The following is a 14,039-nucleotide window of genomic DNA, read 5'->3' on the forward strand; positions in this document are numbered from 1 at the left end:
GTTAGAAAACGCACAGCGGGTGGGCAAAAACTAACATTCTTTTGACGAAAGCTAACAACTAGGATGAGGCAACAAGAATCAGAACAAGAAGAGGTCATGGATGCTTCCCGCCTTTGACGCCTACGACTACATCGTGGTCGGCGCCGGTCCCGCCGGCTGTCTGCTGGCCAATCGCCTGTCGGCCAATCCCCAGCACCGGGTGCTGCTGCTGGAAGCCGGCGGCCGCGACAACTATCCCTGGATCCACATTCCCGTGGGCTACCTGTTCTGCATCGGCAACCCGCGTACCGACTGGTGCTTCAAGACCGAGGCCGAACCGGGCCTGCAGGGCCGCAGCCTGAGCTACCCGCGGGGCAAGGTGCTGGGCGGCTGCTCATCGATCAACGGCATGATCTACATGCGCGGCCAGGCCGCCGACTACGACGGCTAGGCCGCCGCAGGCAACCCGGGCTGGAGCTGGCAGGATGTGCTGCCGCTGTTCAAGAAAAGCGAAAACCACTTTGCCGGGGGCAGCGAGTTGCACGGCGCCGCCGGCGAATGGCGGGTCGAGCGCCAGCGCCTGTCGTGGCCGATCCTCGATGCCTTCCGCACTGCTGCGCAGCAGAGCGGCATCGGCAACATCGACGACTTCAACGGCGGCGACAACGAAGGCTGCGGCTACTTCCAGGTCAACCAGAAAGCCGGGGTGCGCTGGAACGCCGCCAAGGCCTTTCTCAAGCCGATCGCCCAGCGCCCCAACCTGGTGGTGCTGACCGGGGTCGAGGTGCAGCGGCTGATCCTCGAGGACGGCCGCGCCACGGCGGTACACGCCAGCTGCCAGGGGCGCCTGGAGCAGTTCAAGGCGCGCCGCGAGATCATTCTCTGCGCCGGCGCCATCGGCTCGCCAAGCATCCTGCAGCGCTCGGGCATTGGTCCGGCGCCGCTCCTGCAACGCTTGGGGGTAGGCGTCAGCCATGCCCTGCCCGGGGTCGGCGACAACCTTCAGGACCACCTGCAACTGCGCTTGATCTACCAGCTGGAAAACGCCCGCACCCTGAACCAGATCGCCGGCAGCCTGTGGGGCAAGATGGGCATGGGCCTGCGTTACCTGTATGACCGCAGCGGCCCGCTGTCCATGGCCCCGAGCCAGCTGGGCGCCTTTGCCCGCTCGGGCCCGGAGCAGACTCGGGCCAACCTCGAATACCACGTGCAGCCGCTGTCCCTGGAGCGCTTCGGCGAGCCCTTGCACAGCTTCCCGGCCTTTACCGCCTCGGTCTGCGACCTGCGTCCGCAGAGCCGGGGCCGGGTCGAGATCCGCTCGGTGGACGCTGGCGCTGCGCCGTTGATCCAGCCCAACTACCTGAGCCACCCGGAGGACCTGCGGGTCGCCGCCGACGCCATCCGCCTGACCCGGCGCATCGTCGGCGCCCCGGCCCTGCAGCCGTTCAAACCCTGCGAATACCTGCCGGGGCCGCAACTGCAAACCGAAGAGCAACTGCATGAAGCGGCGGCGCGGATCGGCACCACCATCTTCCACCCGGTGGGCACCTGCCGCATGGGCAGCGACGCCCACGCCGTGGTGGACGCGCAACTGCGGGTGCACGGCATTCCCGGGCTGCGCATTGCCGATGCCTCGATCATGCCGCGCATCACCTCGGGCAATACCTGCTCGCCGACCCTGATGATCGCCGAGAAGGCCGCCGAACTGATCCTCGCCAGCGTCCCCAGGAGTACCGTCCAGCACAAGCAACCCGCCACCCCGGCATGACCGTAGGAACAGATGCACCTGAGTAGGAGCTGGCTTGCCGGCGAAGGCGCCTCCAAGGCCGGCACCGGGTTCAAGGGCCTCTTCGCTGGCAAGCCAGCTCCTACGCAATAGCGGTAACAGTTGCACCCGATGTAGGGGCCGCTTCGCTGGCAAGCCAGCTCCTACGGTCGGCAGGGAAACGAAGGCTTAACGCGCGCGCGATAAGCCCGCAACAACGGCGCCGGTCACGGCGTCGGCAGTGGAACAACAACAATAATCACTGTAAGGAAGCCCCCCATGTCAGAACACGTACAGCCCCTGACCCCCACCCTGCAGGACACCACCGCCCAAGGCGGGCAGAAGGTCATCTTCGCCTCGTCCCTCGGCACGGTGTTCGAGTGGTACGACTTCTTTCTCTATGGCGCCCTGGCGGCGGTGATCAGCAAGCAGTTCTTCGCCGGGGTCAATGACACCACGGCGTTCATCTTCGCCTTGATGGCCTTCGCCGCCGGCTTCGTCGTGCGACCGTTCGGTGCCCTGGTGTTCGGGCGCCTGGGGGACATGATCGGGCGCAAGTACACCTTCCTCGCCACCATCGTCCTCATGGGCATGGCGACCTTCGCCGTGGGCCTGCTGCCCAACTACGCCAGCATCGGCATCGCCGCGCCGATCATCCTGGTGGCCCTGCGCATGCTCCAGGGCCTGGCCCTGGGCGGTGAGTACGGCGGCGCCGCGACCTATGTCGCCGAGCACGCGCCCCAGGGCAAGCGCGGCTTGCACACCAGCTGGATCCAGTCCACCGCGACCCTGGGCCTGCTGCTGTCGCTGCTGGTGGTGCTGGCCTGCCGTTACTTCACTGGCGATCAGTTCGAGGTCTGGGGCTGGCGCTTGCCGTTCCTGCTGTCCATCGTCCTGCTGGGCATCTCCACCTGGATCCGCATGAGCCTGCACGAGTCCCCGGCCTTCCTGAAAATGAAAGAGGAAGGCCGGGCCAGCAAGGCGCCGATCCGCGAGTCCTTCGGCAAATGGGAGAACCTCAAGGTGGTGCTGATCGCCCTGTTCAGCATCAATGCCGGGCAGGCGGTGACCTTCTATGCCGCGCAGTTCTACGTTCTGTTCTTCCTGACCCAGTTCCTCAAGATGGACCCGGCCCTGGCCAACAGCCTGCTGATCATCAGCGTGGTGATCGGCGCACCGATGTTCATCTTCTTCGGCTGGCTCTCGGACAAGGTCGGCCGCAAGCCGGTGCTGATGCTCGGCCTGTTGCTGGCCACGCTGCTGTACTTCCCGATCTTCAAGGCCCTGGCCCACTACGCCAACCCGGCCATCGACCAGGCCAGCCGCCAGGCGCCGATCAGCGTCAGCGCCGACCCGGCCACCTGCACCTTCCAGTTCGACCCGGTGGGCAAGGCGCGCTTCGACAGCCCCTGCGACAAGGTCAAGACCTTCCTGGTGAAACAGGGCCTGCCCTACAGCAGCGTCGCCGCCCCGGCCGGTAGCCCGGTGCAGGTCAGCTTCGGCGAGGTGAAGATCGACGGCTTCGACGAAGCGGCCCTGCGCGGCGCGGTGACCCTGGCCGGCTATCCGCAGCAGGCCGATACCCAGAACGTCAACAAGCCCATGGTGGTGGTGCTGATCGTGGCGCTGATCCTGATTGCCGCCATGTGCTACGGGCCGCTGGCGGCGCTGATGGTGGAACTGTTTCCGACGCGGATCCGCTACACCTCGATGTCCCTGCCCTACCACATCGGCAACGGCTGGTTCGGTGGTTTCCTGCCGACCGTGTCCTTTGCCCTGGTGGTCTACACCGGCGATATCTTCTATGGCCTGTGGTACCCGGTGCTGATTACCGGGGTCAGCCTGGTGGTGGGGTTGTTGTGCCTGCGGGAAACCCGCGATGTGGACATCAACCATGGCTGATGGCCAAGCCAACTCCGCCGCCGGCCTGGCTTTCGGGCTGATGCTGAGGAACTGATGGTCGGTGCACGGCCAGGCGGCCCGGAACAGCACCCCGGAGCACAGGAATGCGGGCTTCGACGGGCCGCCGCAATCCTGCCGGGTGTCGCTGTCCAGCGGGTTGAGGCGGGCCAGCGTGTCACTGCCCCGGTCGGCCCGCGCCCTGGGCAACAGGCACAGGTGTAGAGCGGCTTGAATAAAGCCCCGGGTTGCGCCACTGTCTCGGCACTTTTTCCGGCGGAGTCCGAACATGCTGTTGATCTTTCCCACGGTGCTGGCCCTGGCCTTGATCCTGATGTTGTGGCGCCGTCAGAACGCCCTCCGGGCCTTGCGCCGGGAAGCCCATATCCGCAATTTCACCCTGCCGCCCAGGCTGTTCGAACCGCTGCGCACCCAGCATCCGCACCTGAGCCTCAAGGACTGCCAACTGGTGGCCCAGGGCTTGCGCCAGTTCTTCCTGGCCTACCTCAAGGGCGGCCAGCACTACGTGTCGATGCCATCCCAGGTGGTGGACGACCTGTGGCACGAGTTCATCCTGCATACCCGGGATTACCAGCAGTTCTGCGACAAGGCCTTCGGCCAGTTCCTCCATCACACGCCCGCCGCAGTGCTCGGCCAGAACGCTGCGCGCAAAAGCGACAACGGCCTGCGTCGGGTCTGGCGTCTGGCCTGCCTGGAAGAAAACATCAACCCTGCCCAGCCCAGCCGCCTGCCGCTGCTGTTCGCCCTGGATGCCAAGCTGAAAATCGCTCGGGGCTTTCACTACGTCGCTGACTGCCAGTCCCTGCGGCGTCTGACGGACAACGCCACCACGGCTGCCGTGGTGCACTGCGGCAGCGAGCTGTACAGCAGTTCCTTCGACAGCGACTCCTCCAGCAGTGGCAGCGACAGTGACGGCTCGCGTTTCGGCGGCGACGGGGACAGTGGCGGCAGCGATGGCGGCGGGGGCGACAGCAGCGGTTGCGGGGGCGGCGGTTGTGGCGGCGGGGGCGGCGACTGATCACCCGTGGGCCAGCGCCACCGACAGCCAGGTGGCCGAGGCAATGTCCTGGCGCTGTGATTTGCCTGGCGCGGGCGCAGACCAGGAGGCTTGCCTGAGCGTTGAGCGAAACCGACACAGGCACACGGGCTGGGCGCGATGCCCAGCACCCACATCAGAGCGCGCGGGCGTGAAAAAAACCGGGCGTTAGAACAAGCGGATCGCCAGTCCGAAAACGCTCGCCCCATACCATGACTTCTTCTTGCGACGGCAACAGCATGGGGCGTAATCGATACCCTTTGAGCAGGGCCTCGACGCCTTGAGCAAAATCATGCCCAACAAAAAGCATTATGGGCGCGACCAATCCGTTCGAGAACAAACGGCCTTGGCTATCCAGCCAGAGCTGTGCATGACCATGATGTACATCACCCAGGCAAACAAAGTGGGTGTGCAGCGCTTCTTGCCAGCCATGTACTTGTTCATCGGGGCACGCAGGACACCCAAACTCTATGTCACTAGAGGCACACTCCGCCCCCGCGCCGGTATGCCCTACGGTCAATTCGCCAAATGCTTGCAGGATGCGAAATGCCGGATGTGCGCGGGGTACGTGACTATCAACCACAACGGCCCTGCCAGGGGCCCACCCGGCATCTCTGAAAAACGGCTCTATGTTCGGAGTAAGGAGGTTCATGCGGCGAAGATAATCAAAGTGCAGGAAAACCGCAAAAGCCCTGTATACGGCCCCTGCCGGAAGGCTATCAGCTGCTCTGCGCGTCAAGTCGACATCCACGACTATCGACGGCCAGCCAATGCCTGCCTCGATCAAACCTGCCCAGGACCGGGGAAAACAAGGGGAAGAGTGATGTGGAAGCGGCGCATCGCGCGCCGCTCCACTGTTTCCGATCAATCAGGCGATGATGTCGGTGACAGCCGCCTGGCCCACGGTGCCCAAGGCGAAGTCCACCGCGCCATGACCGGTCAGGTCGATCATCAGGCTGGTCTGGTTGGTTTCGACAAAGTAGGTGAGGATCGCATCGCCGGCGTGGCCAGTGAAGCCGCTGACGAAGTTCAGGGTGGCGCCGGTGGAGGCAAACAGGCCGCTGAGGTCGATCTTGTCCTCGCCACTGGCGAAATCCATGATCCAGTCCGGGGCGTCGAAGGTCGAATCTGAAGCTGCGCCGAACACGAAGGTGTCGGCCCCTGCCCCGCCCCACAGCGTATCGCCACCGCCACCGCCGTAGAGGATGTCGTTGCCGGCACCGCCTTCGAGGATGTTCGCCGCAGCGTTGCCGATCAGCAGGTCATTGCCCGAACCGCCGATGGCGTTTTCCACGGTCACGCCGTGGGCGATGGAGACGTTGCCCACCAGGCCGCCGACATCGGAGAAACCACCCTCGTTGAGGTTGATCTTCTGGTCCTGGGTGAAGCCGGAGAAGTCCAGGGTGTCATTGCCGCCGCCGTCCCACACCGCGAACACCAGTTTATCGGCATTGGAGTGGGCACTGTAGAAATCCCGCCCGGTGTTGGAGTTGAAGCCGTACACCGTGTCGTCGGCGCGGGTTTCAAGGTTGGCGCCATAGAGCTTCTGCACCGCGACGATATCGTCGAGCAACGGTGCCGAAGCATAGGCGCCGCTGCCGTCCTTGCTGAAGTTCTGCCCGGTGTTGCCCTCGCTCCAGTAGCTCATCAGGCTGTAGCCGCGGGTGTCCTGGGCGTAGGTGACATCGTTGTAGGTGGGGTTGCCGTTGCCGGCGTTGTACACACCCGGGTGGGACAGGCCCAGGGTGTGGCCGATCTCGTGGGTCAGGGTCTGACGACCGTAGTTGCCGTTGCCCGGGGTTTCGTTGACCCGATACTGGTCGTTGATCAGGTACCAGGACTGGCCGTCGTAGCTGCCGCCGGACGGCAGGTAGGCGAAGGCTGCGCCGCCGGTGCTGACGTTGTAGTTGCCGAAGGTCATGTGACCATCGCCACCCTTGGCGGCCTCGCTGAAGGTGACGTTGGCCACGTCCGACCAGGACTGCAGGGACAACAGCGCCTGGGCCTTCTGCAAGGCGCTGAACTCGCTGAAGCTGCCCAGGGCCGGGTTGTAGTTGGCCGGCTTTTCAGTGAGGAAACTGTAGGTCAGGTCGATCTTGCCGTCGCCATTCTGGTCGTGCCAGGACAGGCCCTTGCGCAGGATCGAATCCGCCGCCTGGTCGGCGGTGAAGGATGGCTTGCCGTTCACCAGCGCGCTGCCACCGCGGTCATACAGGTGGCTGAAGGTCTGGACCTGCAGGTAGGCACTGCTGGCCGCTGCACCGGGAATGATCGCGTTTTCGTTGATTTGCGAGAGTGTCTTCGACATTGCTACGTCCTTGTTCAAGACAAAAATTTTCCGATAGAACAGCCACGACCCCGCCCGCGAGATCGTCCTATCACTCGCCCGTTGAGGCGCAGAAAAACTGACACAATCGTCAACTTCCAGTCCACGATTTTCTTTGTCCGACAATCGTCCGAAAGCGCTCTGGCCCGGGGTCGATTTTCCACTCGCGCGCCGCTCCGGCAGCGGATAGGCTAAGCAGCGATCGGAGGCAGAAAATGCTCACACCAAGCGCTGCCCCGCCGCTGTTCCATGAGGAGTCCGCTATGCGCAAAATCCTGCTGCTGGGCACTTTGATGATCTTCGCCGGCGCTGCCCACGCCGAAGGCATTCCGCTGTTCAACGTCTCCTGCCCGGGCAATCTGGCGGTCAGCGCCGACCAGGGCGGACCGATTTACATCAACGGCAAGGCGGTCAAGAACAGCGCCGTGGATGACCGGCATTTCCAGGTCAAGACCGCTGAAATCACCCTGGCCATCAGCGTCGAAGACGACGATTCGGTGACCGTGAAGTACACCGACAAGCATGGCGCCAGTGGCCTGTGCGAAGCGGTGGACGATTGAGCCGCCCTTAGTCTTTTCTCCCTCAACCTCAAGAGCCGAGCATGCACATCAGCGCACTCCCCTTCGCCACCACCGACTGGTCGACCATCGAACCCACCGAGCATCGCGGCGAAACCGGCAGCGCGTTCTGGCGCACCCGGCAGTTCGGCGCGATCCGCGTGCGCATGGTCGAATACACCCCGGGCTACCTGGCCGACCACTGGTGCTCCAAGGGCCACATCCTGCTGTGCCTGGAAGGCGAACTGCACACCGAACTGGAGGACGGCCGGCGCTTCGTGCTGACCCCGGGCATGAGCTATCAGGTGGCGGACAACGCCGAGCCGCACCGCTCATCTACTGCGCGGGGGGCCAAGTTGTTCGTGGTGGATTGAGGCGCTTCAGAACAGCCCCATCTGGCCACCCACCAGGGTGCTGAAATCGTCCTGGACAAAGGGCAGGATGGCGTCTGCCACCGGTTGCAATTGCCGGGTCAGGTAGTGCTCGTAGTCGATGCCGGCGCGGCGGTTTTCCAGGGGCTCAGGGCCGGCCAGGGTGATCACGTAGCTGATCCAGCCGCCGTTCTGGTACTGCAACGGCCGGCCCTGCTCGCGGTTGTAGTCATCGGCCAGGCGCGCGGCGCGGACATGGGGCGGCACGTTGCGCTCGTAGTCATCCAGCGGCCGGCGCAGGCGCTTGCGGTAAATCAGCAAATCATCCAGTTGCCCGGCCAGGGTGCGGTGCACGTAGTCGCGCACATAGTCCTGATAGGGCTGGCGGTGGAAGATCCGCCGGTACAGCTCCTGCTGGAATTCCCGGGCCAGGGGCGACCAGTCGGTGCGCACGGTTTCCAGGCCCTTGTAGACCATCTCCTGGCGGCCATCGGCGCGCTGCACCAGCCCGGCGTAACGCTTCTTGCTGCCCTCCTCGGCGCCGCGGATGGTGGGCATCAGAAAGCGCTTGTAGTGGGTTTCGAACTGCAACTCCAGGGCGCTTTCCAGGCCGTACTCTTGCTGCAGGTGCTCGCGCCACCACTGGTTGACGTGGGCCACCAGGGCACGGCCGATCGACGCCGCCTGCTCCTCGTCATGCAGGCTGCCGAGCCAGACGAAAGTCGAGTCGGTATCGCCATAAATCACCTGATGCCCCTGGGCTTCGATCAACTGCCGGGTGCGGGCCATGATCTCGTGGCCGCGCAGGGTGATGGAGGACGCCAGGCGCGGGTCGAAGAAGCGACAACCGCTGGAACCCAGCACCCCGTAGAAGGCGTTCATGATGATCTTCAACGCCTGGGACAGCGGCGCATTGTGCTCGCGCTTGGCCACCTCGCGGCCCTCGGCGACCCGGGTCACGATCGAGGGCAGGCAATGCCGGGTGCGGGAAAAACGCGCGCCGCGAAAGCCCGCCACCGAATGCTGCTCGTCCGGTTGGCGCAGGCCTTCCACCAGGCCCACCGGGTCGATCAGGAAGCTGCGGATGATCGACGGGTACAGGCTCTTGTAGTCCAGCACCAGCACCGACTCGTAGAACCCGGGCCGCGAATCCATGACAAAGCCGCCGGGGCTGGCCTGGGGCGGCAGTTCGCCGAGGTTGGGCGCGACGAAGCCCTGGCGATGCATCAGCGGCATGTACAGGTGGGTGAAAGCGGCCACCGAACCGCCACTGCGGTCGGCGGGTAGCCCGGTGACGGTGGCCCGCTCCAGCAGGAAGGTCAGCAGCTCGGTCTTGGCGAAGATCCGCGTCACCAGTTCGCAGTCCTTGAGGTTGTAGCGGGCCAGGGCCGGCTTGTCCTCGGCGAACATGCGGTTGATTTCGTCCATGCGCTGGTAGGGGTTGTCGATCGACTTGCCCTCCCCCAGCAGCGTCTGGGCGACGTTTTCCAGGCTGAAGGACGGGAAGCTCCAGGTCGCCGAACGCAACGCTTCGATGCCGTCGATGATCAAGCGGCCGGCGGCCGAGGCGAAATAGTGGGTACGGCTGCCGTGCTCGCGCCACTGCATTTCCTCGCCGCCACGTCCCAGGCGCAGCGGTACCGCCAGGCGCCGGGCATGCTCGTGGAGCACCCGCAGGTCGAACTGCACCAGGTTCCAGCCAATGATCGCGTCCGGGTCGTGCTCGGCCAGCCATTGGTTGAGTTTCTCCAGCAACTGCTCGCGGCTGGCGCAGAACTCCAGGTCGAAATCCACCGCGCTGTCGTCTTCCCGGGCCTTGCCGAGCATGTACACCTGGCGCTGGCCGCAGCCTTCCAGGGCGATGGAATAGAGCTCGCCGCGTTCGCTGGTCTCGATGTCCAGGGACACCAGCTTGAGGGTTGGGCGGTAGTCCGGCGCCGGCTTCATCTGCGCTTCCAGCAACAGGCCGTCGGGCCCTGGCAGGCCGCCGAAAGACACCGGCGCGGTGATGAAACGCTCCATCAGGTAGCGCTCGGGCGGCCGCACATCGGCCTCGAACACCTCGACGCCGGCGCGGCGCAGGGTCTTGTCCAGGCGCATCAGCTGATTGTGTTGCGGGCAGTACAGGCCCAGAACCGGGCGCTGATGGAAGTCCCGCAGTTGCAGGGGGCGCAGTTCGACATCCGGGTCGTCCGCCAGCAAGCGTTCGGCCTGAGGACGCTGCACCGCCGGGATAAAGGCTACGGAAGTCTGCAACGGCAAGCGGAGCCGCCGCGGCCCCTGATCGGTGGCCAGCCAGAATTCGACTTCCGTGCCTGCCGGCGTATCGCGCCAGTGCCGGGTCAGGACGAAGCCTTGTTGTACATCCACCGCTGCGACCTCAGAGCCGTTTCAAGGCGCCGATTCTACCTGTCCCGGGCGGCGATAGGGTGTCTGGATGATGGCTTTGACGCTTTTGTCAGACAATATGTAGTGCTTGAAAATTTTCACTACAAAACCGTTGACGCGAAGATTTCGCCCTTGCATGATGCAGACGTCTCCCCGATCGGGGGACGAGGCAAAGGTGTTATGAGCAAGCTCGTCTGACCGCCGAGCTGTGACCCGGATGTGTACTGCCCACAAGGCAGATTGATGAAACTGACCTGGCATTGATCGTCCAGTACAAGGACCGGAAGCCGGCGAAAACTCTTCAAGATGCTTGTGGCCGATGGTGGGAATGTCGGCAGCTTCATCCAGGTTTACGCTGCTTCTCTTCGTTGTGACGCTATTGCGTAGCAGTTAATCAAGGCAACTACACGCATCAGGCTCTGGGCCTTATCTGTATTCGACAGACACCCTCTGTCGCCCTGTTTCCGGTATCAGGGTTCAACTTACCGACGTAGCAAGATGAATTAGCGAATCAACTTAGATAGATCGATAAATGGTCAAGGGGGCTACAAATGAATCTTAATAATCAACCCACTATTGATGAATTGGCACGCATGTTCGCCGCACAGAAAGACAGCCACGACAGCCACATCCTGTGGATTGCCAAGTCGGGCCAAGTGCACATCGACTGCCTGTCGCCCCATAGCCATGAAGCAGAGTTCGATCAGAACAACCGGGAGCTGGCAGCCCGCCTGAAGATGTACCGCCGCGGCCAGGGCTACGTCGGCAAGAAAGCCGCCGCCGACAAGGACTTCATCGGCCGGGTACTGGAGACCCTGAAAGCCGAATGGCAATCGCTGCGGGACAAATCGGAAGTTCGGGTTATTGATCGGTTTTGTTGAGACAAGTTAACACTGGATATAAGCCAACAAGGGGCGCTGAACTTTCAGCGCCCCTTTTTATTGCCTTGAATAAACTTGAGTTGCCTTTTCCGGACACCGAAATCAGTTCAAGAGCACCATCTGCTAACGGTTGGACACAATAATGGCCAATTAGTATTATGCGGCCGCTCAAGCCGACCTGGAGGTTGGAATACGGTTTTTCAGAATCATACTGAGACTCAGTACAACCACCAGGAGGTCTACCCGATAGCTAAGCTAAATCTGGAAAAAGGAATTTTTGTGACTGATCGCTGCGGTGTTTTGCGTTACATCATTGAACAGTATTACTCGGGAGATATAGAAACGGCCTGTTCCTATACCGGGTACAGCAGCAAGCAGATCGAGGACTGGTGTTCTGGCCAATGTCAGCCACAGCACCTCACAGTTGAGCACTTCATACACTGTGCTTTTACGCCTGAATTCCAATCAGTGGTGGAATTCGCCGAATTCAAGCAGGACCAGCCGGTGATGGCTCAGTTGCGAACCCTGTTCAAGGGCCACGAAGAGCGGGCGGGAATCTATGCCTTTTATGACTCGATGGCCAACCTCATCTACCTCGGCAAAGCCACCAATCTGTTGAAAGAAACCTACTCGGCCATTCGCCGGGATGTAGACATCCAGTTCCCAGCAGGGATCAAGAAAAAGCCCGAGAAACGCTACGAAATCGTTCGCTATATCTCAGCCTACGACGTCGGCAGCTCCGATTGGTTGGATTTCCCCAAACACGTTGAGTCGCTGATCCTCAGAATTTCCAAGCCTATCTTGAACAAGAACATCGGCCATATCGAACAGGCGTATACGCCTCCTGGCATCGACTGACACGCGTTCTATCCCTCCAGCTGCTGGAAGATCCTCAAAAAAAGCGACAGGACAGTCTCCCGTCCTGTCGCCTTTTTACAGGCTTACCTCAGAACGCAAAACACGAACACCCAAACGCCCCCCAGAACCCCTGGAAGTCACTCACCGGCACATTGGACATACGCGCCTTCTGGTGCCCGTGGGCATGCACCGCGCAGGGTCCGCTGCACTGGTGCACCTGGTTCTGCAGTGGTGCGTTGGGCTTCCAATGCCCCGGCACCTTGGCCACCGGCGACCAGTCCGGGGTCACCGGCAGGCTCGGCGGGGCCAGTTTGGCGAAGTCGCCGGCCGCGTGGACCACCTTGCCGTCCACCACGGTCAGCAGGGATTCGATCCACTTGATCGCCTCTTCCTCGACGCTGAAGTAGTCCGCCGACAGGGCCACCAGGTCCGCCAGTTGCCCGACCTTGATCTGGCCTTTCTTGCCCTGTTCCGAAGAGAACCAGGCGCTGCCGTGGGTATACAGTTCCAGCGCGGTGTCGCGGCTCAAGCCCTGGGGATACAGCTCCAGGCCACCAACCGTGCGACCGCTGACCATCCAGTACAACGAGGTCCAGGGGTTGTAGCTGGACACCCGGGTGGCGTCGGTGCCGGCACCCACCGGAATGCCTTCGGCGAGCATGCGCTGGATCGGCGGGGTCATCTCGGCGGCCTTGGCGCCGTAGCGTTCGACGAAGTACTCGCCCTGGAAGGCCATGCGGTCCTGGATCGCGATGCCGCCGCCCAGGGCCCGTACCCGCTCGATGTTTTTCGCGCTGATGGTTTCCGCATGATCGAAGAACCACGGCAAGCCGTTGAAGGGGATGTCGCGGTCGACCTTTTCGAAGACGTCGAGCATCCGCGAGATGGATTCGTCGTAGGTGGCGTGCAGGCGAAACGGCCAGCGCTGCTCCACCAGGTGGCGCACCACCGGTTCCAGCTCCTGCTCCATGGTCTGCGGCAGATCGGGGCGCGGTTCGAGGAAGTCCTCGAAGTCGGCGGCGGAGAACACCAGCATCTCCCCTGCCCCGTTGTGCCGCAGGAAGTCGTCGCCCTGACCGTAGGTGACACTGGACGTCCAGTGCTTGAAGTCGGCCAGTTCTTCCTTGGGCTTCTGGGTGAACAGGTTGTAGGCGATGCGCACGGTCAGTTGCTGCTCAGCCGCCAGCTGGTTGATCACCTGATAGTCGTCCGGGTAGTTCTGGAAGCCGCCGCCGGCATCGATGGCACTGGTGACCCCCAGGCGGTTGAGCTCGCGCATGAACTGGCGGGTCGAGTTGACCTGATATTCCAGGGGCAACTTGGGCCCCTTGGCCAGGGTCGCATACAGAATCATCGCGTTGGGCCGGGCGATCAGCATGCCGGTGGGGTTGCCATTGCCATCGCGGACAATCTCGCCGCCGGGCGGGTTCGGCGTGTTGCGGTCGTAGCCCACCACCCGCAGCGCGGCACGGTTGAGCAAGGCGCGGTCATACAGGTGCAGGACGAACACCGGGGTGTCCGGTGCCGCCTGGTTCAGTTCCTCCAGGGTCGGCATGCGCTTCTCGGCGAACTGGAATTCGTTCCAGCCGCCCACCACCCGTACCCACTGCGGCGCCGGGGTGCGCACGGCCTGTTCCTTGAGCAGGCGCAGGGCATCGGCCAGGGACGGCACGCCCTCCCAGCGCAGTTCCAGGTTGTAGTTGAGTCCGCCGCGGATCAGGTGCAAGTGCGAGTCGTTGAGCCCGGGGATCACCGTGCGCCCCATCAGGTCAATGACCTGGGTGCTGGCACCGCGCAGGGCCATGGCCTGGGCGTCATTGCCCACGGCAATGAAGCGCCCGTCCTTGATCGCCACCGCGCTGGCCCGGGGCCGGGCCCGGTCCACGGTGTGCAGGCGGCCGTTGAACAGAATCAGATCCGCAATTGCATCGGGTTTCATGGCATTGCTCCAAACGAAG

Annotated in this window: 10 protein-coding genes and 2 pseudogenes; 7 read left to right on the forward strand and 5 right to left on the reverse strand. The window is 63.1% G+C overall.

Annotated features, from left to right (window positions below):
- Positions 1-100 precede the first annotated feature (100 nt).
- Positions 101-1,747 (forward strand): annotated as a pseudogene (locus L1O02_RS18430) (GMC family oxidoreductase N-terminal domain-containing protein).
- A 276-nt stretch (positions 1,748-2,023) separates the two neighbouring features.
- Complete coding sequence (locus tag L1O02_RS18435; RefSeq protein WP_235758447.1) at positions 2,024-3,646, forward strand: MFS transporter; 1,623 nt, start codon at positions 2,024-2,026, stop codon at positions 3,644-3,646.
- 6 nt (positions 3,647-3,652) lie between these two features.
- On the opposite strand, the pseudogene L1O02_RS31165 reads toward L1O02_RS18435, so the two are convergent.
- A pseudogene (locus L1O02_RS31165) lies at positions 3,653-3,934 on the reverse strand (hypothetical protein); the annotation flags it as partial.
- On the opposite strand from L1O02_RS31165, the gene L1O02_RS18440 reads away from it, so the two are divergent.
- Positions 3,933-4,682 (forward strand): hypothetical protein, encoded by a 750-nt coding sequence (locus tag L1O02_RS18440; protein ID WP_235758449.1) that lies wholly within the window; start codon positions 3,933-3,935, stop codon positions 4,680-4,682. The pseudogene L1O02_RS31165 and the gene L1O02_RS18440 overlap by 2 nt on opposite strands.
- A gap of 154 nt (positions 4,683-4,836) precedes the next feature.
- Here the strand turns inward: L1O02_RS18440 and L1O02_RS18445 are convergent, their stop codons facing one another.
- The gene (locus tag L1O02_RS18445) at positions 4,837-5,439 is read right to left on the reverse strand and encodes an SUKH-3 domain-containing protein (RefSeq protein ID WP_129405577.1); all 603 of its coding nucleotides are present in this window, start codon (positions 5,437-5,439) and stop codon (positions 4,837-4,839) included.
- A 129-nt stretch (positions 5,440-5,568) separates the two neighbouring features.
- Complete coding sequence (locus tag L1O02_RS18450) at positions 5,569-7,008, reverse strand: serralysin family metalloprotease (protein ID WP_235758451.1); 1,440 nt, start codon at positions 7,006-7,008, stop codon at positions 5,569-5,571.
- 281 nt (positions 7,009-7,289) lie between these two features.
- Between L1O02_RS18450 and L1O02_RS18455 the strand changes: the two genes are divergently transcribed.
- Both L1O02_RS18455 and L1O02_RS18460 read left to right on the forward strand, forming a co-directional pair.
- Positions 7,290-7,586 (forward strand): hypothetical protein, encoded by a 297-nt coding sequence (locus L1O02_RS18455; RefSeq protein WP_016968706.1) that lies wholly within the window; start codon positions 7,290-7,292, stop codon positions 7,584-7,586.
- A 41-nt stretch (positions 7,587-7,627) separates the two neighbouring features.
- Complete coding sequence (locus tag L1O02_RS18460) at positions 7,628-7,957, forward strand: DHCW motif cupin fold protein (protein WP_060838798.1); 330 nt, start codon at positions 7,628-7,630, stop codon at positions 7,955-7,957.
- A 6-nt stretch (positions 7,958-7,963) separates the two neighbouring features.
- On the opposite strand, the gene L1O02_RS18465 is transcribed toward L1O02_RS18460, so the two are convergent.
- Positions 7,964-10,324: a DNA polymerase II gene (locus L1O02_RS18465; protein WP_108543031.1), complete on the reverse strand. Its 2,361-nt coding sequence runs from the start codon at positions 10,322-10,324 to the stop codon at positions 7,964-7,966.
- A gap of 569 nt (positions 10,325-10,893) precedes the next feature.
- On the opposite strand from L1O02_RS18465, the gene L1O02_RS18470 reads away from it, so the two are divergent.
- Together L1O02_RS18470 and L1O02_RS18475 are read left to right on the forward strand one after the other, a co-directional pair.
- Positions 10,894-11,223, forward strand: a complete 330-nt coding sequence (locus L1O02_RS18470) for a hypothetical protein (protein ID WP_041117563.1) — start codon at positions 10,894-10,896, stop codon at positions 11,221-11,223.
- 279 nt (positions 11,224-11,502) lie between these two features.
- Positions 11,503-12,081 carry a hypothetical protein gene (locus L1O02_RS18475; RefSeq protein ID WP_235758452.1) on the forward strand — a complete coding sequence of 193 codons (579 nt, stop codon included), beginning with the start codon at positions 11,503-11,505 and terminating at the stop codon, positions 12,079-12,081.
- 88 nt (positions 12,082-12,169) lie between these two features.
- Here L1O02_RS18475 and L1O02_RS18480 read toward each other — a convergent pair whose 3' ends face one another.
- Entirely contained in the window at positions 12,170-14,020 is a 1,851-nt protein-coding gene (locus L1O02_RS18480) for an amidohydrolase (RefSeq protein ID WP_235758454.1), read from the reverse strand.
- Between the last annotated feature and the right edge of the window lie 19 nt (positions 14,021-14,039).

It is taken from the genome of Pseudomonas sp. BC42 (assembly GCF_021560055.1).
Classification (GTDB): domain Bacteria; phylum Pseudomonadota; class Gammaproteobacteria; order Pseudomonadales; family Pseudomonadaceae; genus Aquipseudomonas.

Excerpts from the sequence above, each read along its gene's own strand:
- L1O02_RS18435 (WP_235758447.1), top strand. The coding sequence starts at position 2,024 with ATGTCAGAACACGTACAGCCCCTGACCCCCACCCTGCAGGACACCACC.
- L1O02_RS18455 (WP_016968706.1), top strand. The coding sequence starts at position 7,290 with ATGCGCAAAATCCTGCTGCTGGGCACTTTGATGATCTTCGCCGGCGCT.
- L1O02_RS18480 (WP_235758454.1), bottom strand. The coding sequence starts at position 14,020 with ATGAAACCCGATGCAATTGCGGATCTGATTCTGTTCAACGGCCGCCTG.
- L1O02_RS18440 (WP_235758449.1), top strand. The coding sequence starts at position 3,933 with ATGCTGTTGATCTTTCCCACGGTGCTGGCCCTGGCCTTGATCCTGATG.
- L1O02_RS18460 (WP_060838798.1), top strand. The coding sequence starts at position 7,628 with ATGCACATCAGCGCACTCCCCTTCGCCACCACCGACTGGTCGACCATC.
- L1O02_RS18470 (WP_041117563.1), top strand. The coding sequence starts at position 10,894 with ATGAATCTTAATAATCAACCCACTATTGATGAATTGGCACGCATGTTC.
- L1O02_RS18450 (WP_235758451.1), bottom strand. The coding sequence starts at position 7,008 with ATGTCGAAGACACTCTCGCAAATCAACGAAAACGCGATCATTCCCGGT.